This is a genomic window from Microbacterium sp. Bi121 (assembly GCF_918698005.1).
Lineage (GTDB): Bacteria > Actinomycetota > Actinomycetes > Actinomycetales > Microbacteriaceae > Microbacterium.
Genome location: NZ_CAKKLJ010000002.1, coordinates 380,430 through 404,479 on the forward strand (window position 1 = coordinate 380,430; position 24,050 = coordinate 404,479).

The window sequence follows — 24,050 nt, forward strand, 5'->3', positions numbered from 1 at the left end:
TCGAACGTAGTACCGGCGTGGAGGGGGTCGGCGCGCTAGCGTGGAAGACATGGTCGATGTCCGCGAATGGTCCCGTGCGGACACAGTGCCGTTTCTGCGCGTGCCGACCGCGGACGATGACAAGTACTCTCGCGGCGTCGTCGCCGTGCGCACCGGTTCGAACGCGTACCCGGGCGCCGCCGTGCTCGGCGTCGAGGCGGCGTGGCGCACCGGTGCAGGGTTCGTCCGCTTCGTCGGGGAGGGGAGGGCGGCGGATGCCGTGATCACCCGGCGCCCCGAGACCGTCGCCGCGGCAGACATCGGCAGTACGCGCGTCGACGCCTGGGTGATCGGCTCCGGCACGAGTGCGGCGCACCGCAGCTGGGACGAGGATCGCGCGCTCCACGACATCCTCGCCGGCACGGCGCCGGTCGCCGTCGACGCGGGCGCCCTCGATCTCGCGCCGAACGCCGTCGCACCGCTGGTCGTCACCCCGCACGCGGGCGAGTTCGCTCGGCTGCGCGCGCGGCTCGGCCTGAACGCGGGCAGCTCAGGCGATCGTGCGGCTGACGCTGCCGAGGTGGCGGCGCTGCTGTCCGCGACTGTCCTTCTCAAGGGTGCGACGACGCTGATAGCCGCTCCCGACGGCAGCGTCACGAATGTCACGGGAGCGCCGGGATGGCTCGCCACCGCGGGTGCCGGCGACGTACTGGCCGGGATGCTCGGCGCGCTGATCGCCACGAACGCGGATGCTCCACTCGATGAGGTCGCGGCCGCCGCGACGTGGCTGCACGGGTACGCGGCGGCGCTGGCATCCGGTGCCGCCGACGGACCGGGGCACCCGATCGTCGCGCTCGACGTCGCCGAGGCGATCCCCGCTGCCATCGAAGACCTGCTCTCGTGAAGATGCGCGTGACGGCCCTGTGGGCCGCCTTCCTCGCCGCGCACGTGATCGTCGCCTGGCTGGGCTGGGTGTACCCGACCCAGCCCATGGGCGATGTCGTGCTCGTGTATCAGCCGTGGTCCGCCTCGGCGCTCAGCGGCGGCGCGATCGTCGGGATCACCGAGTCGTGGGTCTACCCGCAGCCGGCGCTGCTGCCGATGCTGCTCACCCAGCTGCTGGCGTGGCCCCTGAACGGCCTCGCCGGCACGACCGGCGCGTATCTGATCGGCTGGGCTGTGCTCGTGACGGCTCTGGATGCCGTCGGCTTCGGCGTGCTCGTCGGGCGCGACGGCGCGGCCGCTCGGCGGTCGGCCGGCTGGTTCTGGACGGCTGCGCTCCTGCTGCTCGGTCCCATCGCGATGTACCGCATCGACGCGATCACGGTGCCGTTGGCGGTGATCGGCGGCTGCTGGCTCGTGAAGCGCCCGGCGCTGGCCGCTGCCATGCTCGCCCTCGCCGCGTGGATCAAGATCTGGCCGGGTGCACTGTTCGTCGCTGCGGTGGCGGCGGCGCGGACGCGCATGCGGATGCTGCTGGTCTTCCTCGCGGCGACTGCGGGGATCGTCGTGCTGCTGTTCCTCCTCGGCGCCGACCGGCACCTGCTCGGGTTCGTGTTCGAGCAGACCGGGCGCGGGCTGCAGATCGAATCCGTCGCCGCGACGCCCTTCATGTGGATGGCGGCGGCGGGGGCGGCATCCATCGACTACAGCTACGAGATCCTCACCTTCCAGATAGGCGCGCCGGGGGTCGACGCGGTCTCGGCGCTGCTCACTCCGCTCATGGCGCTCGCCGCGGTCGGCGCTCTTGTCTACGGCGCGTTCAAGGCGGCACGCGGAGCATCCTTTCCGCGACTGTTCCCTCCGCTCGCCCTCACGCTCGTCGCCGTGCTGATCGTGACGAACAAGGTCGGCTCGCCGCAGTTCCAGACCTGGCTGATCGCGCCCGTCATCCTCTGGATCGTGTTCGACAGGACCCGTTCCGGGCTCCCCGTCGCGCTCGTCCTCGCGCTCAGTGCGCTGACCTGTCTCGTCTACCCGCTCACCTACGACGGACTGCTCCGCGCCGAGCCGCTGCCGGTGCTGCTGCTGACCGTGCGCAACGTGCTGGTGACCGTGCTGCTGATCATGGCCGCACGGGCGCTCGTGCGCGTTCCTGTTCCCCGAACCCACCAGAGAAACTGAGGTACCGATCATGCTCATCGCCTTCTCCGTCGCCCCCGGCGGCACCGGCAACGCCGACGGATCCGTGCACGACGCCGTCGCGGCAGCGGTCAAGGTCGTTCGCGAGTCCGGGCTCGCGCATCGCACGACCAGCATGTTCACCGAGGTCGAGGGCCCGGACTGGGACACGGTCATGGACGTCGTCAAGCGCGCCACCGAGGCCGTGATGCCCTTCGGCTCTCGGGTTTCACTCGTCCTCAAAGCCGACATCCGGCCCGGGTTCTCCGGGGAGCTCGACGCCAAGGTCGAGCGACTCGAGGCGGCCATCGAGGACTCCGACGCCCAGTAGCATTGTCTGGTGACTCACTCCTCGACATTTTCGAGGGGTGCGGCGATGATGGCGCTCCTCTCCCTCGCCATCGGCTCCTTCGGCATAGGCATGACGGAGTTCGTCGTGATGGGCCTGCTCCCGAACGTCGCACAGGATCTGCTGCCCACGCAGTGGGCCGCGTCTCCTGAAGAGGCGATCGGTCAGACCGGCATCCTCATCTCGCTCTACGCGCTCGGCGTCGTGATCGGCGCGCCGACGATCGCCGGGCTCGTGGCGCGCTTCCCGCGTCACCGGGTGATGATCGGTCTCGCGATCGCGCTCACGGTGTTCAACGCGCTGACGGTCGTCATGCCCACCTTCGAACTCGTCGGAGCCTCCCGACTGCTCGCCGGACTCCCGCACGGTGCGTACTTCGGCATCGGCGCACTGGTCGCCGCTGACGTACTCGGACCCGGCAAGCGCGCGCAGGGCGTGGCGTTCATCCTCACAGGGCTCACGATCGCGAACGTCGTCGGCGTGCCGCTGGGGACATTCCTCGGGCAGCAGTGGGGTTGGCGCACGGCGTTCCTCGTCGTGACGCTCGTGTTCGCGCTCGCCACCGCGTCGATCGCTCTGTTCGTGCCGAAGCATCCCGGCGAACCGGGCAGAACACTGCGTTCGGAGCTCGGCGTGTTCCGCGTCGGTCAGGTCTGGCTCACGCTCGGCATCGGCGCGATCGGGTTCGGCGGTTTCTTCGCGGTCTACAGCTATGTCGCGCCGCTGGTCACGGACGTCGCCGGCTCTCCGGAGTGGGCCGTGCCGATCGTGCTCGTCATCGTCGGGCTCGGGATGACGGTGGGCAACCTGCTCGGCGGATTCATGGCCGACCGCGACCTGCGCCGCACGCTGCTGATCGGCATGGGAGGGATGGCGCTCGTTCTCGCGATGCTGGCACTGCTGTCGTTCCAGATCATCCTTCTCGCGGTCTTCGCGTTCGCCGTCGGACTGGTCTCGTCGGTGCTGAGTCCGGCGATCCAGACCCGGCTCATGGATGTCGCGGGCGACAACCAGTCGATCGCAGCGGCGATGAACCACTCGGCGCTCAACATCGGCAACAGCCTGGGTGCCTTCCTCGGCGGTGCCGTGATCGCCGTCGGCTGGGGGTTCACCGCGCCGGCATGGACAGGAGCCGTGCTCGCCGTCATCGGGCTGGGAATCACGATGGTGGCGTACCGCTCGGAGCGGGTGACGGCGACCGCATAGGGTGAGGGCATGGATCAGACCATGCTCGTCGGCGGGACCGCCGTTCTGCTGCGTGCCGCGCATCCGGGGATCGAGACGCTTCTGATCCGTCGTCCTGACCGCGGCTCGTTCGCCAGCGCCTGGGTCTTTCCCGGCGGCGTCGTCGAGGACGTCGATATCATGACGGGCGACACCGAGCACGCCACGGCTGCTCGGGCAGCCGCCCGCGAATGTGAGGAAGAGGTCGGACTGCGTCCGACGGCGCTCACGACCCTCTCGTGCTGGGTGCCGCCGATCGAGGCGCCCAAGCGCGTCCGCACCTGGTTCTTCCTGGCTGAGGCCCCGGACGGCGAGGTGCGGGCTGCGCCCGACGAGGTGATCGACGTGCAGTGGCTGTCGCCGGCGGAAGCTCTACGACGGCACGCGGACGGGGAGATCGTGCTCTTCCCGCCGACGTGGGTCACTCTTCAGGGACTGGCGGCGCACTCGTCCATCGCGGCCGCTGTCGCCGCGGCATCTGTTCCGGAGCTGTACTCCACGCACCTTCTGGGCGACGGCGTGTTCCTCTGGGCGGGCGATGCCGAGCATCCGGATGGCGGTTCGGGGCGGCACCGGCTCGGAACAGCCGCGCTGCCCTGGGAGTACGTGCGCGACTGACCGTTCAGGCTGCGAGGAGTCGCCGCAGGTGGTGGCTGACAGCATCCGTCTCGATGAGGAAGCCGTCGTGGCCGAAGTCGCTGTTCAGCACGACCGCCTCGTTGCCGTCGAGGGTGTTCGGGATGCTGCGCGCGATGCGGTGCTGCCCGTCGACGGGGAACAGGCGGTCGGTGTCGATGCCGAGCACGAGCGTCGTCGCCGTGACCGACTGCAGTGCGCTCTCTACGCCGCCGCGTCCGCGGCCGACGTCGTGCGAGTTCATCGCCTCGACGAGAGTCAGGTAGCTGTTGGCGTCGAACCGGCGCGTGAACTTGTTGCCGTGGAAGTCGAGGTACGACTCGACGGCGAAGCGTCCGCCGCGACCGAGGGGGGAGACCTCGGACTGCCACGACCGCTGGAAACGCTGGTTCAGCTCGATCGGACTGCGGTAGTTCAGAAGCGCCATGCGGCGGGCGAGAGCCAGCCCGCGGTGGGGGCCTTCGCCGACGCTCTGGTCGTAGTACTCGCCGGCCTGGAACCGCGGGTCGATGCGGATCGCCTCGAGCTGCACGGAGTTCAGGGCGATCTGGTCGGCGGTGTTCACCGGGGGAGTGGACAGCACGGCGAGGCGCTCGACGCGCTCCGGGTGGGAGATTCCCCACTCCAGCGCGTGCATCCCGCCCATGGATCCGCCGACGACGGCGGCCCAACGGTCGATGCCCAGGGCGTCGGCGAGGCGGACCTGCCCCGCTACCTGATCCCGGATCGTCAGGTACGGGAAGCGCGACGCCCACTCGTAACCGTCGGGGGCGATGCTGGCGGGGCCCGTGGAGCCCTGGCATCCGCCGAGCATGTTCGGAGCGATGACGAACCAGCGGTCGGTGTCGAGTGCCGCTCCTGGTCCGACGACATCATGCCACCAGCCGTCGGTGGGATGCCCAGGGCCGGCATCGCCGCGCAGATGACTGTCGCCGGTCAGGGCGTGCAGCACGAGGATCGCGTTGTCGCGTGCGGCGTTGAGCGTGCCCCACGACTCGTATGCGACGCGGATGCCCGGCAGCTCCTGTCCGATCTCGGTGCGGAAGGCGCCGAAGGCGGCGAACTTGCGGTTGCCCGCGGGGTCGCCGTCGCGCCATGCTCCCGTCACGGGCGGACGAGCACGCAGGAGGCGGGCGTCGTCTTCGGTCACGCGCGCCGATGGCACGGTGTCCTCGGAGGTGCTCTGCCAGTCCATGTCTCCATTGTCGCGGCTCCTGTCCGCTCGCGGGCGAACGTTACGTCGCGCTCGCCGTGCGGGCGGAAACATCGCAGAAACGCACGAATCTCGCAGAGTTCCGGAGAGAGTCTGCGAGATTCGTGCGCTACTGCGAAAGGATGCTCAGGCGCGAGCGGCCTCCGAGACACGGCGAGCTGCGGCGAGGGCCTCGTCGAGGTCGGCCTTGAGGTCGTCGATGTTCTCCAGCCCCACCGACAGACGCACCAGCCCGGGCGTGACGCCTGAGGTCAGCTGCTGCTCCGGCGTGAGCTGCGAGTGCGTGGTGGATGCAGGGTGGATGACGAGCGAGCGCACGTCGCCGATGTTCGCCAGGTGGCTGAACAGCGACAGCGAGTTCACGAACTCACGGCCGGCCTCCACGCCGCCCTTCAGCTCGAACGACAGCACGGCGCCGACGCCCTTCGGCGCGTACTCGTTGGCCTTGGCGTACCACGGCGATGAGGGCAGCCCGGAGTAGTTCACCGAGGCGACATCGGGGTGGTTCTCGAGCCACTCCGCGATCTCCTGCGCGTTCTGCACGTGGCGCTCGATGCGCAGCGACAGCGTCTCGATGCCCTGGATCAGGTTCCAGGCGCTCTGCGGCGCGATGGCCGATCCGAGGTCGCGCAGCAGCTGCACTCGGGCCTTGATGATGTAGGCGAGGGCGTCGCCGACAGCGGCGGTGTAGACCGCGCCGTGGTACGACGGGTCGGGCTGGGTGAGCTCGGGGAACTTCTCGGCGTGCTCGGTCCAGGCGAACGTGCCGCCGTCGATGATCGCGCCACCGATGGTGGTGCCGTGGCCACCGAGGAACTTGGTGACCGAGTGCACGACGATGTCGGCGCCGTGCTCGAACGGGCGGATCAGGTACGGCGTCGCGATCGTGTTGTCGACGATCAGCGGGATGCCGCTCTCGTGGGCGACGTCGGCGATGCCTCGGATGTCGAGCACGTTGATCTTCGGGTTGCCGATGGTCTCGGCGAAGAACAGCTTGGTGTTCGGGCGGACCGCGGCGCGCCACTCCTCGATGTCGTCCTGGTTCTCGACGAACGTGACCTCGACGCCGAGCTTGGCGAGCGTGTACTTGAAGAGGTTGTAGGTGCCGCCGTAGATCGAGCTCGACGAGACGAAGTGGTCGCCGGCCTGTGCGATGTTCAGCACGGCGAACGTCGATGCGGCCTGACCGCTGGAGAGGACGAGCGCGCCCGTACCGCCCTCGAGGGCCGCGAGGCGCTGCTCGAGAACGTCCTGCGTCGGGTTCTGGATGCGGGTGTAGATGTTGCCGAACTCGGCGAGGGCGAACAGGTTCGCTGCATGGTCGGCGTTGTCGAACACGTACGACGTGGTCTGGTAGATCGGCGTGGCTCGAGCCTTCGTCACGGGGTCGGGCGCTGCGCCGGAGTGGATCTGCTTGGTCTCGAAACGCCAGGTCTCGGGTGCGGACATTGTGTGCCTCCTCGGCTGGATTCGAAATCGATGCGGCGGATGCCGTTGATGTGAGATTACGGAACGAGCCCTCGCCCGACAACGCGCGGGAAATGTTACGTAACATCCCGGATCCGCGTGATCGTGCGGAAAAGCCGTACGGTGGAGGCATGGTTACACAGGCAGGTGCGGCGAGGCGCGCAGTGGTGACGGGTGCGAGCTCCGGGATCGGCGAGGCGACGGTGCGCGATCTGCGCTCGCGCGGGTGGGAGGTCGTGGGCGTGGCCCGCCGAGCGGACCGCCTGCAGGCGCTGGCCGACGAGACCGGCGCATCGGCGGTGGCATGCGATCTCACGAGTGAGGATGCCGTGGCCGCCCTCATCGGCGAGCTCGAAGCCTCTGGACCGGTGCACGCGCTGGTCCAGGTGGCCGGAGGCGCCCGCGGCACCGACCGCGTCGAGGACGGCAGCACGGAGGACTGGCAGTGGATGTACGAGGTGAACGTCCTCGCCACCCAACGTCTCGTCGCCCGCATCCTTCCGCTGCTGCGCCGAGCTGCGGCATCCGACGGGCATGCCGATGCGGTGTTCGTGACGTCGACCGCTGCCCAGACGGCGTATCAGGGCGGCGGCGGATACAACGCTGCCAAGGCCGCAGAATCCATGCTCGTGAAGGCCTTGCGTCAAGAACTGAACGGCGAGCCGATCCGCGTCGTCGAGGTCGCGCCGGGCATGGTGCACACCGAGGAGTTCACGTTGAACAGGCTCGGCGGAGATCAGGTGGCGGCCGAATCCGTCTATGCCGGGGTCGAGGCGCCGCTCACGGCGCACGACGTCGCCGACGTCATCGGGTACGCCCTGGATGCTCCTGGTCATGTGAATCTCGACCTCATCACGATGCGCCCTGTCGCGCAGTCGGCGCAGCACATCCTCGCCCGCGGCCCGCTGCGCGTGCGCCCCGAGGCCGAGGACTGAGGTCAGTGCCGGGCAGATCGCTGGAGCAGCTCGCCGACGAGGGCCTGATCGATCGGGGCTGGGCGGCTGCTCTGGCCCCCGTGGCCGAAGACATCCGTGCTTTGGGTGAGCGGCTGCGCGCCGAACAGGCCGGCGGTGCCGGATACCTTCCCGACGGCGCGCACGTGCTGCGGGCCTTCCAGCGTCCGCTCGCGGACGTCCGGGTGCTCATCACGGGGCAGGACCCGTACCCGACCCCAGGTCACGCGATCGGACTGTCGTTCGCCGTCGACAAGGATGTGCGCCCGCTGCCGCGGAGTCTGTCGAACATCTACGCCGAGCGTCAGAGCGATCTCGGCATCCCTCCTGCGCCGCACGGCGACCTGACGGCGTGGAGCGATCAGGGCGTGCTGCTGCTGAACAGAGTGCTGACCGTGCGGCCCGGTGCCCCGGCGTCCCATCGCGGCTGGGGCTGGGAACAGGTCACCGAGCTCGCGATCCGCACCCTCGTCGCCCGCGACCAGCCGCTCGTCGCGATCCTCTGGGGCCGGGATGCCGCTAATCTCCAGCCTCTGCTCGGAGAGACACCTGTCATCGCCTCGGCCCACCCTTCGCCGCTGTCGGCCCGACGCGGGTTCTTCGGGTCGAGGCCGTTCTCACGCGCGAACGCTCTGCTCGAGGAGCAGGGTGCGTCGCCGGTGAACTGGCGTGTGGCCGGCGAAGCATGAGCTCACTCGCTGCGGTTAGGCTGAGCGAGTGCAGTTCGAACCAGGCGACCAGCGTCGCCGGTTGCCGCGCCACCTGCAGGCGCCGGCACCCGAGCCGGACACCTTCTCGTACACGATCCGCCCCGCTCGGGTGGGGGATCTGCCCGACGTCCGCGGCATCTACAACCACTACGTCGCCAACTCCGTCGTCACCTTCGACGAGAAGGCCTCGACGCATCGCTATTGGCGCGAGAAGTTCGCATTCCTGGCCAAGCTCAAGCTGCCGTTCCTCGTAGCCGTCACGCCGTCGAACGAGGTGATCGGCTATGCGCTCGTGCAGCCGTGGGCGAGCAAGTCCGCCTACCGGTACACCGTCGAGGACTCGATCTACCTCGGTCCGGGCGCCGGAGGCAAGGGGCTGGGCACAGCGCTGCTCGAGGCCCTGATCGAGGCATGCGAGCAGATCGGTCTGCGCGAGGTCGTCGCGGTGATCAGCGACAGCGGCGCCGAGGCATCCATCCGGCTGCACGAGAAGCACGGTTTCACCGAAGTCGGCAGGATGGGCCGGGTCGGATTCAAGTTCGGTCGGTCGCTGGGAATTGTCTACCTGCAGCGATCGCTCAAACCGAAGGGGCGTCGTCGCCGGAGCTGACCTGGCCTCGGCCGGGGATCACCGGAATGGCTGAGAGCAACTTCTTCGTGTATTCCTGTTGCGGATGCAGCAGCACGTCGCGGGTCGTTCCTCGCTCGACGATCGCTCCGTCGTTCATGACGGCGACGGTGTCGCACAGGTTCTGCACGACGCCGATGTCGTGCGAGACGAGGATCAGGGTGAGGTCCTCGGTCTCGAGCAGATGCTCGAGCACCTCGAGGATCTGCGCGCGGACGGTGACGTCGAGGGCAGACAGCGGCTCATCGCCGACGAGGATGCGCGGGCGGTGCACGATCGCGCGCGCGATCGCCACGCGTTGGCGTTGACCGCCGGAGAACTCGTGCGGGTAGCGATCGGCCATCGAGGGCTCGAGTCCGACCTGGGCGAGCACCTCGCGCACCCGTGCCCGCCGGTCGTCGTCGATGCCGAGCGCCCACAGCGGTTCGGCGATGATCTGGCCGGCGTTCATGCGCGGGTCCAGCGACGCGTAGGGGTCCTGGAACACCAGCCCCGTCGCCCGTCGCAGCCAGTGCAGCGAACGAGCGGATGCCGCGGCATCCACCTCGCGTCCGTCGACGCGCACGCTGCCCGTCGTCGGGCGATCCAGGCCCAGCAACAGGCGAATCAGTGTCGACTTGCCCGACCCTGATTCGCCGATGATGCCGATCGACTCGCCGGATTCGATGTCGAGGTCGGTGGGCTGCAGAGCCGTCTGACGGCCGGCTCGCTCGAACACCGACCGGGTCGGCACGGCGAAGTCGCGGCTGAGCCCGCGGGCCTCGATGAGGCTCATGAGTCGTCTCCGTCCGGTCGCCACAGCGTCGCTGTGGCGTCGCGGAGCAGCCCCTGGGTGATCGGCGACGCCGGGGCGCTGAGCAGTGTCGACACGGGTGCTGCCTCGATTACGCGGCCGTCCTCCAGCACGACGCCATCGGTCGCGACCTGAGCGAGAACGGCGAGGTCGTGGGTGATGAACATCAGCGACATGCCGTGCTCGGAAGTGAGCGAGAGCAGCAGCTTCAGGATCTCGGCCTGGATCGTCACGTCGAGAGCGGTGGTGGGTTCGTCGGCGATGAGAAGCCGAGGGCGGCAGGCGAGGGCCATGGCGATCGCGACGCGCTGACGCTGGCCCCCGGAGAGCTGGTGCGGATACTTGTCGACGATCGTCTCGGGGTCTGGCAGGCGCACGCGGGCTGCCTCTTCGATCGCGCGCTGACGCGCTTCGCGCTTGCTGACGCCGGTGTGGATGCGCACCGATTCCGCGATCTGCCGGCCGACGGTGCGGATGGGGTTGAGGGCAGTGCGCGGCTCCTGGAAGACGATGCCGATGTCGTCGCCGCGGAATCGCGCCAGTTCCCGCTCCGGCATCCCGAGCAGCTCCGTGCCATCCCAGCGGATGCTGCCCCGAGCCGTCGCTCCGTCGGGGAGGAGCCCGAGCACGGCGAGCGCGGTGATCGACTTGCCCGAGCCGGATTCGCCGATGAGGCCCAGTCGAGCACCGTCCGGAACCTCGAACGAGATGCCGTCGACGACGCGGTCGCCGTCGATCTCGACGATCAGATTCTGCACGACGAGGCTCACGCGACCACCGCCGGGGTGTGGGACTCGGCTTCTCGACGCCGCGCTGACCTGTGCTGCAGCGTCGGGTCCGTGGCCTCACGCAATGCGTCGCCGAGCAGGTTGAGCGCGAGGACCGTGATGGTGATGGCCAGGCCCGGCCAGACCACCGACAGCGGATGGATGCTGATGTATCGCTGAAGGTCGGAGAGCAGGATGCCCCAGGAGGGCTCGGTCACCGAGGCGCCGAAGCCGAGATAGGAGAGCCCCGCCTCGGCGAGCACGGCGACGGCCATCGACCACGACAACTGCACGATGAAGACAGGCGCGACGTTCGGCAGCAGATGCCGGACGAGGTTCTGCGCCGGGGTAAGGCCGGATGCACGGCCGGCGAGCACGAAATCGCTCTGCTGCACGCGACGCAGCTCTGGCCGGGTGACGCGGGCGATGTTGACGCCGAAGCCGATTCCGACCGCCCAGACCACGACCCACAGCGACCCTCCCCACACCGAGGAGATCATCATCGCGATGATGAGCACCGGGAACGCGATGAGGATGTCGACGAGAACAGCGACGGCCTCGCGCATCCAGCGGAACGTCAGCGCCCCGAGGGCCGCCAGCGCGATGCCGACGAGCGTCGCGACGATCCCGGCGCCGATGCTGACGAAGACGGTGGTGCGCGCTCCGGCCATGATGAGGCTCAGGATGTCGCGACCTGTGCCGTCGGTGCCCAGCAGATGCGGCCAGCTGGGTGCGGCCCAGCGGTTGCGGACGTCCGCGTCGAGAGGGTTGAACGGCGTCCAGAACAGTGCCACCAACGCGATGAGGGCGATCGCCGCGACGGCGATCAGACTGAAACGTCCCGTGGCACCGGACCACAGTCTGCGCAACCAGCTCGGCATCATGCCTCCCTCTGCCGTGGGTCGACGACGTGGTGGATGAGGTCGACGATGAAGCCGATCACGAGCACGAGACCGGTGAGGACCAGCAGCTCGCTCTGCACCTTCACCAGATCGCGGGTGCCGACGTCGGCGACGAGCATCCGGCCGATGCCTGGAAGGGTGAACAGCTGCTCGATGATCACCGAGCCGACGACGATGCCGGCGACCTGCAGTCCCAGCACCGTGACGATCGACAGTCCGACGGCCGGGATGCCGTGCTGGATCAGTGCGCGGTTGCGGGTGAGCCCCTTGGCAGCGGCCGTGCGGACGAAGTCCTGACCGCGGGCCTGCAGAGTGGCGCTGCGCACGAACCGCAATAGCATGGCGCCCTCGACGATGCCGATCGTCAGGGCGGGCAGCAGAAGAGAGCGGAAGGCCTGCCATGGCTCGTCCCAGCCCCCTCGGGGGAAACCCTGAGCGGGCAACCAGCCGAGCAGCACCGCGAAAACGACGATCAGCATCATGCCGGCCCAGATCACCGGCACGGCGGCGAGGGCCTGCGATGCGACGCTGATCGCCGTTCCGCCGGCGCGTCCGCGCAGCAGGGCCGACAGGACGCCGAAGGGCACGGCGATCAGCAGGGCGATCACCAGCGCCATGATGCCGAGCGGCACCGTCACCCGCGCCTTCTCTGCGATCTCCGCGCCGACCGATGCGCCGCTCAGCTGCGATGTGCCGAGGTCACCGGTGAGCACGCCTCCGATCCAATCGCCGTACTGCACCGGCAGCGGGCGATTCAGACCCAGCGATTCGCGGAGCGCCTCGACGGTTGCCTGCGGTGCCTGCGTTCCGGCGATGAGCTGCGCCACATCGCCGGGGAAGACGCGCAGCGTGAGGAAGATCAGCACGCTCGACACGAGGAGTCCCGCGATGAGCAGGGCCCCTCGTGTCAGCGTGTACCGGATCACTCTGCGACAGTCGGCTCAGGTCACTCGCCGGCGACCGTGACGCCGGCGAGGTTGATGCGGGAGTTGATCGAGTCCTCGGGGAAGCCCGAGACGATCGGCCGCACAGCTGTGATGGTCTGGCCGTTGTACAGCCAGTCCGCCGCGTGGTCCTCCGACACCAGGCGGGCGGCCTCGGCGAGGAGCTTCGCGGAGGCGCCGGCGTCGGTCTCGGCGAGAGCCTGGGTGTACAGGCCCTGCACCTTGGGGTTGTCGTAGCCGAAGTAGTACTCCGGGTTGGCGAAGTTGCCGAAGTCGCGCGGCTCGACGTGCAGCACGAAGCTGAGCTCGTAGTCCTTGTTCGTGTAGACGTCCTCGAGCCACGTCGGGAACTCGACCGGGTTGACGTCGAGGGTGACGCCGACCTTCGCGAAGTCCGAGATCAGGACCTGCGGCACCGTGGTGCCGTAGAACGACGGGATGGTGAGCGTGAGCTCGAGGTCCTCCTGGCCGGCTTCGGCGAGCAGCTTCTTCGCCTTCTCCGGGTCGTAGGGTGCGACATCGGAGAGGTCTTCGTAGCCGGGGTCGAGCTCGGGGATCGGGCCGTACAGCGGTTCGCCCGCTCCGACGGCCTCGATGAGGCCTTCGTGGTCGATGGCGAGGCGCAGCGCCTCGCGCACGCGGACGTCGTCGAGCGGCGCCTTGGCGTTGTTGAAGGCGAGCGTGGCCTTGTCGGTGGTGCGACCGGTCGTCAGGGTGAACTCGCCGGAGCTCTCGAGCTCGGGCGCGAGGTTCGGGTCGACGGCCGTCAGCACATCGAGGCTGCCGTCGAGGGCTGCGTTGACTCCGGCGGTGAAGTCCGGAATGTACTCGAAGACGACCTCCGCGACACCGGCCGGCTCGCCCCAGTAGTCGGCGTAGCGGTCGAATGTGATGCTGCTGCCGCGGCTCCAGTTCTGCAGGACGAACGGACCGGTGCCGTTCTCCGCGGTCTGCAGATCCGTCTTGTCGCCGTTCTTGAAGACGAGACCCGCGGGCCCTGTGAGAGAGAACAGGAAGTTCTGGTTCGGCTCGGTGAGGGTGATCACGACGGTCTTCTCGTCCGGAGCCGTGATTGACTCGACCGTGGCGAACTCGGCGTTCCCCTGCAAGGACTCGTCGGTGCGGACCGCGTCGTAGGATGCCACGACATCCGCGGACGTGAGAGCCGCACCATCGTGGAACGTGACGCCCTCGTTGAGGGTGAACGTGTAGGTCAGGCCGTCGCCGGAGACCTCGTAGTCCGAGGCGAGACGAGGCTCGATCGAGTTGTCCTGGGCGCGCGTGACGAGGCCCTCGTAGATGTTGTCGACGAGCACCTGCTCGAGGGCCGCACCGCTCGTGTGGCGGATGTCGAGGTTGGTGGGTTCGAGAACCAGCCCGACCGTGAGCGTGGCGGCTGGGTCCGGCTCGCCGACCGAGGTCTGAGTCGGCTCGGGGGAGGATCCCCCGCACGCGGTGAGGATGATGGCAGTCGCGGCGAGCGCGGAGACGACGCCGAGGCGTCTGGTGCGGCGGAACATGATGGGTGCTGGGTCCTCTCGGGCGGCGGGTGCTGTGTGCCGGGCGGATGATGTCTGGTCGGAGATGAAGATCAGGCCGGAGAGACGAAGGCGGCGCGGATGAGCTCGGCGAGCTCGGTCGGCGCGGTCTCCTGGACGTTGTGGGTGGCGTCGATGGCGACGATGTGGGAGCCCGGCACGCGACGCCGGAAGTCTTCTGCGTCTGGTTCTGTGACGAAACCGCGTGCTGCCCTGACGAGGGTGATCGGCGCCGCGGCGGCGGCGAGGTCATCCCAGCCGCCGGCATCGAGAACGGCGCCAGGGCCGGCATCGCCCGACGAGGGCATCGCCAGTGCCCTCGCGGCGAGATGGGCGAAGTGGTGCTTCCACTCGATGCGCCCGTCGGGGCGCACCCGTGTGTTCAGGAACACTCCGCGTGCGGTCTCGGGGCGGGTGCTGCCGAAACCCAGTGACATGGCGCGGTCGACGAGCTCGTCCCTCGTGGCGAAGTCGGTCGGGCCTTCGTAGAAGGCACGCAGGGCCGAGGGGCCGCCTGAGGTGTCGATCCCCGGCGTGATGTCGACGATGACGAGCTCGCGAACGAGTTCAGGATGCGTGGATGCCACGGCCGCCGCGGTCAGCCCACCCAGGGACTGCCCGACGAGGATCTGCGGCTGCGTGGTCCACTCCTGCAGCGCCAAGGCGATGTCGGGGGCAAGTGCGCGGCCCGAGTAGTCGGCGTCGTCGCGCCAGCTCGAGTCCCCGTGTCCTGCGAGGTCGATCGCGAGAACCGGCTCCTTGAGCAGCAGGACGGTCGTGTCCCAGGTGTGTGCGTTGAGACCGGCTCCATGCAGAAGGGTCACGGCGGGTGCGCCGGTGCCGTAGCGCAGCGCGCTCAGCTCGCGACCGTCCGGCAGCGTGAGCGTCAGCCGCTCGACGGCGGGAACAGATACACCGAGTGCCTCCGCCTGGAGCGGGAGGTAGTGAAACTCGCTGATCTCAGTCGTCACGCCCATATTCTGCTCCGAACCGCTGCCCAGTGTGAAACTCTGAAGCAATCTGTCAATCCTTGGTGCGGATTGAGTGCGCGAAAGTGGAGGAAAAGACGCGTCCGTCTTGTCGTTATGCGTTCCGGGTGTCTGAAGCCGGTTCCCAGCGGAGGTTGTTAGCGTCGTGGCGTATGCGGTCGTCCATTCTCTCTCCCCGCTTCCGACCTGGCAAGCAGTTCGCACTGACGTGGAGCATCCCTGAGCCGTTCGGCGGCATGACCGGAGCGCTCATGCATCGGTCCCGTTCCTTCGCGCTGCTGGCCGATCGCCCGGTGGACATCCTCACTCTCGATGACCGCGTCGACTATCCGGAGCTCGAGCAGCGCCTGCGTGCCAGGGGCGAACTGATCGACGGCATCCGCATCATCAACATCTGGGACTGGCTCCGCGACCGCGAAGACTCCGGCGAGGACGCCGGTGGGGCGGAGACTGCGCCTCGCCACATCCATGACCCGATTCCCGTTGACGCCGACTCCGTGGAACACCGGCACGGCGACGTCGTCCTGCTCAGAGAGGTTCGCGCGGCTGACGGCGGGGCACTGGCTGCGGATCGGTTCCGTCGTGACGGCACCCTGCTCGTGACGGACCGCCGCGATCCGCAGACCCGCAAGCGGAGCGTGGTGCTCTACGACCGGCGCGGCCGGCCGGTGCGCAGCTGGGGGAGTGCCTGGGGCCTCTATCGCCACTGGCTGGACGAACTCGTCGGCGACGACGAGAGCTTCCTCATCGTCGATTCGAAGACCGCCGCCCGGTTCGCCCGCACCTACCGTCGGCGCAACGTCGTCACGATGCACGTGCTGCACGGGTCGCACCGCACGGCGGACGGTTCAGGTCTCAGCTCCTCCCGACGGAGCGTGCTCGAGAACCTCGGGGACTTCGACTCCGTCGCGCTGCTGACTCGGGCGCAGCGGGCGGACCTGATCAGCGACCTCGGACCTCACGAGAACGTCGCCGTCATCCCGAACGGTTTCAATGACGTCATGTCCGGCGGTCCGGCCGCGCATCGCCGCGGCCGAGGCCTCATGCTCGCTTCCTTGACGGCTCGCAAGCGCGTCTCGCACGCAGTGAAGGCGGTGGCACGTGCATCCAGAGAGGCCGATGTGACACTCGACGTCTTCGGCGAAGGGGTGCGGCGCCCCCTGCTGGAGAAGACGATCAGGTCGCAGCGGATGCAGCAGCGGGTGTCGCTGCGCGGGCACGACGATGCGGCCAGATCAGCATTCGCCACGGCGGATTTCATGCTGCTGACCTCGAAGGCCGAGGGGCTTCCTCTCGCGCTCGTCGAGGGCATGGCGGCCGGCTGCGTGCCGATCGCCTACGACATCCCCTACGGACCCGCCGACGTGATCGCGCACGGGTCGAACGGGTTCCTCGTGCCGCCGGGGGACGTCGACGGCCTGGCGCAGCGCATCGTCGAGTTGCAGCGGATGCCGCGTCACCGCGTCGAGACGATGCGGCGGCGTGCCAGGGCCACCGCCGCGCAGTTCAGCGATCGAGCAGTCGTTCGTGCCTGGGCGCGCGAGATGGAGCGCGCGTACGAGCGCAAGCACGCCGCATCCTCGCCGCAATCCACGATCCGACGTCTGCGCCGAGCCATCGGCCGCGCGAAACGACGGATCATCCGACTCAGCGGCCGATACGAGCGATCAGACGCGTGAGCGCATCCGCTCGAGCGGCGCGGCACCCGCCCCGGCGGCTCGCGCCAACCGGTGAGCTGGTGCCTCGAGGACGCGATGGAACAGGGCGCCGAGAAAAAGACTTGCTGGGATGCCGACGGCCGCGACCAGCGCCCAGTTCTCGCTTCCCCACAGGTAGGCGAGCGTTCCGATCAGCGGGACATGGACGAGATACAGACTGTACGAGGTGCGCCCGAGCCACTGCGGCACAGGAGACTCCAGCCCCGCGCGCAGCCGCGGCCAGCCCATCGCGACAACGATGACCAGGGCGGCACCGATCCCGGCGAGCCCCCACATCGCGCGCCCCACGATGCTCGACGGCTCCGCGAACGGCCGCGTCAGCCAACTGGCGATGAGGAGCGTCAGCGCGATCGTGGTGACACATGGCCAGAACGCCCGGGGGCGGGGTCTGCGCACCCAGGCGAGCAGATCGTCGAGGCGTACGGCCATCAGCGAGCCCAGCATGAACACGGGCAGGTACACGAGTGCTTCCACATCGATGATCCGCCCGACGACAGTGAGTGCGCACGCGGCGGTCGCCGCCAGCATCGCGTGACGACGCAGCACCACGGCAAGGACGACGAACAGGGGGAGTGCGAGGGAGAAGATCAGCTCCCACCGCAGCGACCACAGCACGTTGTTGATGTCGTAGCTCTTCGTCAGCAGGAGCGCTTCGTCGAGGAACGAGCCCCAGCTCACGCTCGACGCCTGCGCGTTCTGCATCCACGAGCCATCCGGCATGCTCGCGGGGTCGCGCGGCACGAGCGCGATGAGCGCGGTGGCCAGCACGACCGATCCCCAGACGGGCAGATAGAGCCGCAGTACGCGGGTGGGATAGTAGCGAATCCAGCTGAATCCTTCGCGCAGCACCGGCAGGGTCACCACGAAGCCGGAGAGCACGAAGAACACCAGGACGGCTTCCGTCCCGGCGAACGCGAGCTTGACCGGGCTCTGGGTGAGCCAGGCGGAGAGCGTCTCGTCCAGGTGCGGCATCGCCACGAGGCTGCAGTGATAGATCACCACCACCAGCGAGGCCATTCCACGGACCCCGTCGAGACTCGCTATGCGCTGAGAGTTCGCCATCTGCACCAACGCTAGACAGGGGGTCTGAGCCTAAGCTGAGGGCATGAGCGAGACGCGAGTGCACCTGTCGAAGACCGAGCCGGCGGCGTACGAGGCCCTGGACCAGTTCTCCCGCACCGTGGGGCAGATCTGCCGCGACAACGGCATCGACGATCGTCTCAAGGAGCTCGTCATGATCCACTGCTCGCAGCTGAACGGATGCGCGTACTGCACGCGCATCCACCTCGACCGCGCGGTCAAGGCCGGACTCGACGCGGACACGCTCCTCCAGATCGCCACCTGGCGCGAGAGCGGGGTGTTCTCCGACCGGGAACGTGCAGCACTCGAACTGGCCGAATCCTTCACCTTCATCCACGATGAGGGCGTCTCGGACGACGTGTACGACCGGGTGGGCAGCGTGTTCACCGAGAAGGAGTACGCGGCATTGAGCTGGGCGTGCGTGTCGATCAATGCGTTCAATCGCGTCGTGATCGCCGGCCGCTATCCGGTCCTGCCGCGGGTTGAGAAGGCGACGGCGTGACGGTTCTCGATATCGAGGGCGTCTTCAACGTCCGGGATGTCGGTGGAATGGCGACCGCGCGGGGGCGTGTCCGTGAGGGGGCGCTTCTGCGATCGGGGAGTCTCGTCGCTGCGACGCCGTCGGGCATCGCCGAGATCGAGCGCAGGGTCGGACACATCGTCGACCTGCGCGACGGGCAGGAGGTCGCTGAGGCGCCGTCGGCGGTGACCTCCATCGCCACCACGCACCTGCCGCTGTTCCTCGGGTCCGTCGCCTCGTTCTTCGATGAGGACATGGGGCTCGGCGAGATGTACCGCCATCTGCTCGACGAGAGCGGCCAGCGGCTGGCCGACGCCGTACGCGTCATCGCCACAGAGAATCGCACCCTCGTGCACTGCACAGTGGGCAAGGATCGGACAGGCGTCACCGTGGCGCTCGCGCTGTCGGCTGTCGAGGCCGATCGGGATGCCGTGGTCGCCGACTACGCCCTGACGGCGTCGCTTCTCCCGCAGGAGAGGAACCGCCGCATCACGGCGTTTCTGCGGGCGCAGCATCCGCACGCCGAGAACGCGGTCGCGCTCGCCACGCTGTCGCCGGCGGAGGTGATGCGCAGCCTGCTCGACCAGGTGGACGCGCGCTGGGGTTCGGCCGCCGACTACCTGCGCGCGCACGGTCTCGCCGACGACGAACTCGCGGCGCTTCGCGACAGTCTCGTCGAACGGTGACCTCCGACGGGCAAGGTAAGGCAACCCTTCATCGGTGATATGATGAAGGAATCATGACGATGTCCATCGACGTTCGCAGCGGCCGCGCCCAGCGCCGGGCCGCTCGTCTGCGCTCGCACCACCTGGTGACGGCCGACGAGAACTCGCTGCTCGAGCTCGAGACGTTCCTGGCGACGCTCCCGCTGTGCGCCTCCGGACGCGTGTTCATCGAGGTGCCTGACGCGAGCGACATCGGCGTCATCGACGCGCCGGCCCGGATGACGGTCACCTGGCTCGCGCGCTCGTCGCGCTCCGGGGCGCCTGGCACCGGTCGCTCCTGCGCACCGGGGGCCGCCCTGGCGCGAGCCACCTGCGCGTGGGCGGACGAGATGCTCTGCGACAGCGAGCTCCCGACGCATGTGACGCTCTTCGGCGGTTACCTCGGCACGGCCGACATCGTCGAGCACCTGACCGGAACGCTCGATGTCCCGGCATCCACGATCAGCGCCCCAGAACGCTTCGGTCTGCTGCCTGCGCCTTCGACAGGCTCAGGGACCGCTATCTAGAGCGGACGTAGTTCCCGTCCTCGAGACCCGCCTCGATCTCGAACCTGTTCCGCAACGGGTTCCGCCCGGCGAACAGATACAGCACGGGCATGAGGAATCCGTACGTCAACCACTGCGCCTTGTGCACGGCCTCGTGCCGCAGCACCGCGTCGGTCGGGTTCGTGTCCCCTGTCAGGTAGCAGCCGCCGACGCACACCCCGCCGCGGTTGAAGGTCCACTTCGGCATGTCCCGGAAGACCCACAGGCCCGCTCGTCGCTCGACGGGCCCCGTGCTCCACAGGGACCCCCATACCCATCCGACGGCCGTTCCCCAGGCGTAACCGATCCGGCTGATCGGTGAGCGGAGCAGGAACGACGGGATGCGGCGGTCGAATCTGCGACCCCGTTCCACCGCGGCGTCAGCGGCCGGCTGCCAGTCGGGCACGGTGTGCGACGTCGGTGTCATGCCACGGCCGCCACGAGTCGGAGGATAGCACCGAGGTCGTCGACCGCATCCAGCGGGGAGCGCGGAGCGAAGCCGGCGATCGTCGCGCCGGCGAGCGGAACACGCTCGCGGAGTGCACGAACGGCGGATGACAGTGCGGCTGCAGTGGCGCCGAACGGAGCGGCGGTGGAGACGCCTGCCATCTCGGCAGGATCGAGGACGTCGACGTCGATGTGCACCCACACGCGGGACGCGCCGGTGCGCTCGACTGCGTTGGCGAGCGCCTCCGCATCATCGAGCTCGTCGACGGAGAGCTGCGTCAGGCGTGACAACGGATCCTCTTCGGCGTCGTCGAGGACGCGCGCGCCGGCGACGATCACGCGCTCGGCCGGGAGCCCGGGGGACAGGGCGAGCTGCCGCTCGCCTTCGCCGAGGATCGCGCGCAGCGCCATGCCCGAGAACGCCCCGGACGGCGAGGTCTCATCCGTGTGAAGGTCGGGATGCGCGTCGAACCAGACGAGTGCGACGTCATCCAGATCGATCGTGTCGAGAGCGGCGACGGTGACGCTGCAGTCGCCGCCGACCAGAACGGTGTCGGGTGTCATCGCTTCGGCGATCATCGCCCGGATCCGCTGCAGCGAGCTCAATCGGTGCACGCCGGTGCCCAGGGCTTCGCCGGCCTCCAGCGGGATGTCGAGCACGGTCGTGGCGTTGCGGGGCAGGTCGCCGGCGATCGCGGATGCACCGTCGACGAGGAGCATCGCCCTGGCAGAGGGAGACCCCTGCCATTGCGGGACGACGAGGAATCGGGCCACGGGGACCTCCTGGGATGTGACGGTGATGCGGGGGTTAACGGAGATGCCCCGGGCACGAGGCCCGGGGCATCCGGAGCCTCAGGACTCGAGCTGCGCCCGCGACTGCGATGAGCCGCCGGCCTTGAGCTCGGCGAGGCGGGCTTCGACCTCGGTGAGCTCGCCGAGGTCATCCAGGCTCTCGAACTGCGCGTCGAGGCTGGACGCCGCGAGCTCCACCTTGCCCTGGGCGAGAGCCTCCTGCCGGCGGACCTTGTCCTCGAAGCGTCCGAGCTCGCTGGTCGGGTCGAGTACGTTGATCGACGAGACCGCGTCCTGCACCTTGGTCTGCGCCTCGGCGACCTTCGCGCGGGCCAGGAGTTCGCTGCGCTTGGCCTTGAGTTCGCCGAGCTTCTCCTTCATGCCGTTCAGGCCGCTCTTGAGCTTGTCGACGACTTCGGTCTGCGAGGCGATGGTGGGCTCGGCCGCGCTCGCTTCGCGCTCCTCGCCGATCTGGCGCTGCAGGGCGATCTTGGCGAGGTTGTCGAACTTGTCGGCGTCGGCGGTGTTGCCGGAGCTGCGCAGCTCGTCGGCCTTGCGGCTCGCAGCGATCGCCTTGTTGCCCCAGTCCTTGGCCGCCTGGACGTCTTCCTCGTGGTCGCGCTCGAGCAGGCGCAGGTTGCCGATGGTCTCGGCGATGGCGGCCTCGGCGTCAGCGACGTTGTTGGTGTAGTCGCGGACGAGCTGATCGATCATCTTCTGCGGGTCTTCGGCCTGATCGATGAGGGCGTTGATGTTCGCCTTCATGAGTGTCGAGATGCGACTGAAGATGGACTGCTTGGCCATGGTGTTTCCTTTCGGTTGGAACGGGGTCGTTCGAGTTCGTGCTGTTCGTGAGCGTGCGAAGAAGGAGCGGATGCTAGAACCGACCCCCTCGTGACCGGCCTCCGCTTCGGGAGCTGCTGCGTGAGCCGCCGCCGAAGCTCGATGGGCGACTGCTGCGGCTGCTGCCGCTGGAGCGCCACCCGCCACCGGAACTCCAACCACCGCCTCCACCGCCTCCGCCTCCGCCGCTGAACAGGCCGCCGAGAATGCCGCCGAGGATGGCTCCGCCCAGGTCGCTGCCGCGGTTGTTGTAACCGCCGCCGTAGCCGCCCCCGAGGCCGCCGGACCACCCGCCGGTGTTGAATGTGTCGACCTCACTGCGCGCCGACGCGAGCGCCTCCGAGGCCAGGCTGTACGCGCGCGTCGCGCGGTCGAGGGCGAGGACCGGGTCAGCACCCTGCGCGGCGATGGCTTCGGCGTAGGCCGAGTTCGCCTCGGACAGCCGGGTGCGTGCCATGGCGCCGATCGCGCCGCGTCGGGTGCTGATGAAGTCGTTCGTCGTGGCGATCTGCGCCTGCGCCTGGGTCAGGCGCTGCTCGAGCATGCGCGCCGTGCGCTGCGCCTGCTCGCTCGTCTCACGTGCGTGGCCGAGTGCGCCGTCGATCTCGGTGTTCACGGCGCCCAGAGCGTCCAGAACCTGTTGCGGATTGCGCGACGTTCCCTGCAGAGCGGTCTGGGCCGCGTCGATGTTCGAGCGGGTCCTAGCGACGATCGGGGCGAGCTGGCCCTGTGCATCCGGCATGGCTCCGGCCGCGGCGATGTCGGCTTCGAGATCGGTGATCATCGCGCGTGCCTGATCCTCGACAGCGGTCAGGTTCGATCCGAGGGTCGTCACGGCGTCGATCAGATGCTCGGACTGCTCGACGGCCTCCTCTGCCGTGCGGATCGAGAAGGCGGCTTCGCCGTTCTTGTTCGCCGCGATCGCAGCTCCGGCTTCGGCGATCTCCGAATCGGCGAGTGCGAGACGCTGCTGTGCCTGGTAGGAGTTGTCGCGCACCGTCGCGAGGGCCGCGCCGTCGTACGTCTGCCCGAGAGCCGCGAGCGCGGGTTCGACCGTGGCCAGAGTCTGCTCCGCCGTCGCGCGTCGAGCCTTGATGCGCTCGAGCGCCTGCGGTGCCTCTGCCTCGAGCTTGCGCAGCTCTTCGAAGGCCTCGATGTTCTCGTTCAGCAGATCGTCGGCTTCATCGCAGAGCTGGATGATCTGGATGTGCCAGGCGCGGCGCTGCTCCACCGTGTCGGGCACCTCGTCGTCGATCTTCTGCTTGAGCGAGAAGGCCTCGGCGACCTTGGCGTGAGCCGACTCGACGACGTGCGTGAACTCCTGGGTGGAGTCGTCGCCGTACTGGGCCACGGCGAAGCCGAGCTCCTGACGGCTCGAGGTGATGGCGTCGTCGGCCTGCACGAGCGCGGTGCCCGCCTGCTTCTCGAGCTCTTCGTCGTTGACCGAAGAGTACGGGTCGTCGGGGTCGGGGATCGTCGCGACGGCGCCCCGCTTCTTCTTGTTCCGCGAGCGAACCGCGAGCACGATGATCAGGATCACCGCCGCGATCGCGACGAGGATGACGACGATCCAGACGATGCCGCCTCCGTCGACACTCGCTCCCTGCCCGGGGAAGGCATCGGCGGCGGCGATCACGGCGCCGTCCCAGTCGCCGGCTCGCAAGCCGTTCTCCATCGCCTGCACGACGCGGTCGACCTCACCGTCGCTGAGCGGACCGTTCGCATCGGCCGAGATCGCGTACTGGCCGGCATCCACCGCGACGGCGATCAGATACTGGTCGACGGCCAGACCGTTGTCGACGGCGGTCCGGTCGGTCCACGCCACGCTGTCCGACGGATCGGAGAACTCATCGACGAACACGACGTAGAGGTCTCCGCCGTTCGCTTCCGCGAGGGCGGTGAGTCTGCTGTTCACGGCTTCGAGTTCGTTGGACGAGAGCACGCCCGCCTCGTCGGTCACGAAACCGGAGTCGAGGGTCACCGGCGGCGCGGCGAAGGCGGCGGAGGCTGCCCACCCCGAAGCGAACATCGCCACGATCAGCCCCAGAACGACCGTAAACCGAGTCCGCATTGCACTCCCTCCGCGAGGCCACTGGCCCCGTGCGCTCCGAGTCTATTCACTACCGACGACAGACGATAGCGACTCTAGGGAAACAGTCTGTGTCGCCGCAGGGAAGCCCGCACTGAC

The 24,050-nt window shown here is 68.6% G+C and carries 25 protein-coding genes; 12 read left to right on the forward strand and 13 right to left on the reverse strand.

Annotated features, from left to right (window positions below; translation table 11 throughout):
- Nucleotides 1–49: 49 nt before the first annotated feature.
- The 5 genes from LQZ87_RS04450 to LQZ87_RS04470 are packed head-to-tail and all read left to right on the forward strand — an operon-like array spanning nt 50 to nt 4,291.
- Nucleotides 50–883, forward strand: coding sequence for an ADP/ATP-dependent (S)-NAD(P)H-hydrate dehydratase (locus tag LQZ87_RS04450; protein ID WP_230102244.1), 834 nt, complete (start codon nt 50–52; stop codon nt 881–883).
- A 2-nt stretch (nt 884–885) separates the two neighbouring features.
- Nucleotides 886–2,103: a hypothetical protein gene (locus LQZ87_RS04455; protein WP_230102346.1), complete on the forward strand. Its 1,218-nt coding sequence runs from the start codon at nt 886–888 to the stop codon at nt 2,101–2,103.
- A gap of 10 nt (nt 2,104–2,113) precedes the next feature.
- The gene (locus tag LQZ87_RS04460) at nt 2,114–2,431 is read left to right on the forward strand and encodes a thiamine-binding protein (protein WP_230102245.1); all 318 of its coding nucleotides are present in this window, start codon (nt 2,114–2,116) and stop codon (nt 2,429–2,431) included.
- A gap of 45 nt (nt 2,432–2,476) precedes the next feature.
- Nucleotides 2,477–3,655, forward strand: coding sequence for an MFS transporter (locus tag LQZ87_RS04465; protein WP_230102246.1), 1,179 nt, complete (start codon nt 2,477–2,479; stop codon nt 3,653–3,655).
- A 9-nt stretch (nt 3,656–3,664) separates the two neighbouring features.
- Entirely contained in the window at nt 3,665–4,291 is a 627-nt protein-coding gene (locus tag LQZ87_RS04470; protein WP_230102247.1) for an NUDIX domain-containing protein, read from the forward strand.
- Nucleotides 4,292–4,295: 4 nt separating this feature from the next.
- Here LQZ87_RS04470 and LQZ87_RS04475 read toward each other — a convergent pair whose 3' ends face one another.
- A complete protein-coding gene (locus LQZ87_RS04475) occupies nt 4,296–5,504 on the reverse strand; it encodes a homoserine O-acetyltransferase (RefSeq protein WP_230102248.1) in 1,209 nt (402 codons plus the stop codon).
- A gap of 144 nt (nt 5,505–5,648) precedes the next feature.
- Nucleotides 5,649–6,971: a bifunctional o-acetylhomoserine/o-acetylserine sulfhydrylase gene (locus tag LQZ87_RS04480; RefSeq protein ID WP_230102249.1), complete on the reverse strand. Its 1,323-nt coding sequence runs from the start codon at nt 6,969–6,971 to the stop codon at nt 5,649–5,651.
- A gap of 149 nt (nt 6,972–7,120) precedes the next feature.
- Here LQZ87_RS04480 and LQZ87_RS04485 point away from each other — a divergent pair, with 149 nt between their 5' ends.
- Genes LQZ87_RS04485 through LQZ87_RS04495 form a run of 3 tightly spaced genes read left to right on the forward strand, consistent with a single transcriptional unit; the run spans nt 7,121 to nt 9,262 of the window.
- Nucleotides 7,121–7,924, forward strand: coding sequence for an SDR family oxidoreductase (locus LQZ87_RS04485; protein WP_230102250.1), 804 nt, complete (start codon nt 7,121–7,123; stop codon nt 7,922–7,924).
- 5 nt (nt 7,925–7,929) lie between these two features.
- Nucleotides 7,930–8,631: a uracil-DNA glycosylase gene (locus LQZ87_RS04490; protein WP_230102251.1), complete on the forward strand. Its 702-nt coding sequence runs from the start codon at nt 7,930–7,932 to the stop codon at nt 8,629–8,631.
- 28 nt (nt 8,632–8,659) lie between these two features.
- A complete protein-coding gene (locus LQZ87_RS04495) occupies nt 8,660–9,262 on the forward strand; it encodes a GNAT family N-acetyltransferase (protein ID WP_230102252.1) in 603 nt (200 codons plus the stop codon).
- On the opposite strand, the gene LQZ87_RS04500 is transcribed toward LQZ87_RS04495, so the two are convergent.
- The 6 genes from LQZ87_RS04500 to LQZ87_RS04525 all read right to left on the reverse strand — a co-directional run bounded on the left by LQZ87_RS04500 (nt 9,231) and on the right by LQZ87_RS04525 (nt 15,201).
- The gene (locus LQZ87_RS04500) at nt 9,231–10,055 is read right to left on the reverse strand and encodes an ABC transporter ATP-binding protein (RefSeq protein ID WP_230102253.1); all 825 of its coding nucleotides are present in this window, start codon (nt 10,053–10,055) and stop codon (nt 9,231–9,233) included. The two genes, LQZ87_RS04495 and LQZ87_RS04500, sit on opposite strands and share 32 nt — an antisense overlap.
- Nucleotides 10,052–10,843 carry an ABC transporter ATP-binding protein gene (locus LQZ87_RS04505; RefSeq protein ID WP_230102254.1) on the reverse strand — a complete coding sequence of 264 codons (792 nt, stop codon included), beginning with the start codon at nt 10,841–10,843 and terminating at the stop codon, nt 10,052–10,054. Before LQZ87_RS04505 ends, LQZ87_RS04500 begins: the two co-directional genes overlap by 4 nt.
- Entirely contained in the window at nt 10,840–11,721 is an 882-nt protein-coding gene (locus LQZ87_RS04510) for an ABC transporter permease (RefSeq protein WP_230102347.1), read from the reverse strand. Before LQZ87_RS04510 ends, LQZ87_RS04505 begins: the two co-directional genes overlap by 4 nt.
- A complete protein-coding gene (locus LQZ87_RS04515) occupies nt 11,721–12,668 on the reverse strand; it encodes an ABC transporter permease (protein WP_230102255.1) in 948 nt (315 codons plus the stop codon). Before LQZ87_RS04515 ends, LQZ87_RS04510 begins: the two co-directional genes overlap by 1 nt.
- A 20-nt stretch (nt 12,669–12,688) precedes the next feature.
- The gene (locus LQZ87_RS04520) at nt 12,689–14,206 is read right to left on the reverse strand and encodes an ABC transporter substrate-binding protein (protein ID WP_230102256.1); all 1,518 of its coding nucleotides are present in this window, start codon (nt 14,204–14,206) and stop codon (nt 12,689–12,691) included.
- Nucleotides 14,207–14,277: 71 nt separating this feature from the next.
- Nucleotides 14,278–15,201 (reverse strand): alpha/beta hydrolase, encoded by a 924-nt coding sequence (locus tag LQZ87_RS04525; RefSeq protein WP_230102257.1) that lies wholly within the window; start codon nt 15,199–15,201, stop codon nt 14,278–14,280.
- A gap of 164 nt (nt 15,202–15,365) precedes the next feature.
- Between LQZ87_RS04525 and LQZ87_RS04530 the strand changes: the two genes are divergently transcribed.
- Nucleotides 15,366–16,892 (forward strand): glycosyltransferase, encoded by a 1,527-nt coding sequence (locus LQZ87_RS04530; RefSeq protein WP_230102258.1) that lies wholly within the window; start codon nt 15,366–15,368, stop codon nt 16,890–16,892.
- Here the strand turns inward: LQZ87_RS04530 and LQZ87_RS04535 are convergent.
- On the reverse strand, nt 16,881–17,993 hold the full coding sequence (locus LQZ87_RS04535) for an acyltransferase (protein WP_230102259.1): 1,113 nt from the start codon (nt 17,991–17,993) through the stop codon (nt 16,881–16,883). The two genes, LQZ87_RS04530 and LQZ87_RS04535, sit on opposite strands and share 12 nt — an antisense overlap.
- Before the next feature lie 43 nt (nt 17,994–18,036).
- Between LQZ87_RS04535 and LQZ87_RS04540 the strand changes: the two genes are divergently transcribed.
- From LQZ87_RS04540 to LQZ87_RS04550, 3 genes are read left to right on the forward strand one after another with little or no spacing between them, the layout of a single operon-like run.
- On the forward strand, nt 18,037–18,513 hold the full coding sequence (locus LQZ87_RS04540; protein WP_230102260.1) for a carboxymuconolactone decarboxylase family protein: 477 nt from the start codon (nt 18,037–18,039) through the stop codon (nt 18,511–18,513).
- Nucleotides 18,510–19,217 carry a tyrosine-protein phosphatase gene (locus tag LQZ87_RS04545; RefSeq protein WP_230102261.1) on the forward strand — a complete coding sequence of 236 codons (708 nt, stop codon included), beginning with the start codon at nt 18,510–18,512 and terminating at the stop codon, nt 19,215–19,217. Before LQZ87_RS04540 ends, LQZ87_RS04545 begins: the two co-directional genes overlap by 4 nt.
- Before the next feature lie 53 nt (nt 19,218–19,270).
- Nucleotides 19,271–19,762 (forward strand): SIP domain-containing protein, encoded by a 492-nt coding sequence (locus tag LQZ87_RS04550; protein ID WP_230102262.1) that lies wholly within the window; start codon nt 19,271–19,273, stop codon nt 19,760–19,762.
- Here LQZ87_RS04550 and LQZ87_RS04555 read toward each other — a convergent pair.
- The 4 genes from LQZ87_RS04555 to LQZ87_RS04570 form a co-directional block, all read right to left on the reverse strand.
- Nucleotides 19,755–20,207, reverse strand: a complete 453-nt coding sequence (locus LQZ87_RS04555; RefSeq protein ID WP_230102263.1) for a Fe-S oxidoreductase — start codon at nt 20,205–20,207, stop codon at nt 19,755–19,757. The genes LQZ87_RS04550 and LQZ87_RS04555 overlap by 8 nt on opposite strands.
- Complete coding sequence (locus LQZ87_RS04560) at nt 20,204–21,001, reverse strand: arginase family protein (protein ID WP_230102264.1); 798 nt, start codon at nt 20,999–21,001, stop codon at nt 20,204–20,206. Before LQZ87_RS04560 ends, LQZ87_RS04555 begins: the two co-directional genes overlap by 4 nt.
- Before the next feature lie 78 nt (nt 21,002–21,079).
- Nucleotides 21,080–21,823, reverse strand: coding sequence for a PspA/IM30 family protein (locus LQZ87_RS04565; protein WP_230102265.1), 744 nt, complete (start codon nt 21,821–21,823; stop codon nt 21,080–21,082).
- 73 nt (nt 21,824–21,896) lie between these two features.
- The gene (locus LQZ87_RS04570; RefSeq protein WP_230102266.1) at nt 21,897–23,933 is read right to left on the reverse strand and encodes a TPM domain-containing protein; all 2,037 of its coding nucleotides are present in this window, start codon (nt 23,931–23,933) and stop codon (nt 21,897–21,899) included.
- Nucleotides 23,934–24,050: the final 117 nt, after the last annotated feature.